This is a genomic window from Pedobacter sp. MR22-3 (genome assembly GCF_026240075.1).
GTDB lineage: Bacteria > Bacteroidota > Bacteroidia > Sphingobacteriales > Sphingobacteriaceae > Pedobacter.
Genome location: NZ_JAPIVF010000019.1, coordinates 1 through 331, shown reverse-complemented (window position 1 = coordinate 331; position 331 = coordinate 1). Strand labels below are relative to the sequence as shown.

Sequence of the window (331 nt, the reverse complement as noted above, 5' to 3'; positions counted from 1 at the left end):
GGCGCTATAGTTTTGTAATTGAGAATTTTCTTTGTTACCCAAAGCAAACTCCAAACCTACGTGAGAGTAAGAATATCTGCTTTCTAAGTAAGCATTTTTAACGGTAGGAGATGATTTAATGAAGTTGATGTCATAACCTAAATCAATGTTGATGCCTTTTGAAACGCCAAATTTAAATCCAACTCCGGTTGGGATGTACCAGCCTTCTCTGTCAGTAAAAACCTGAGTAGTTCCTACCTGAGAATCAGAAGCCATATAACCGGCACCTGCCTTAATGTACGGAATCAATACCGCGTTTTCAGTATTTAAGCTGAAGTTAGCGATGTTTAAT

1 pseudogene is annotated in these 331 nt (G+C 38.1%); it reads right to left on the bottom strand.

The features are described from left to right. Window positions 1–331, bottom strand: a pseudogene (locus tag OQ267_RS22370) (OmpA family protein); the annotation flags it as partial.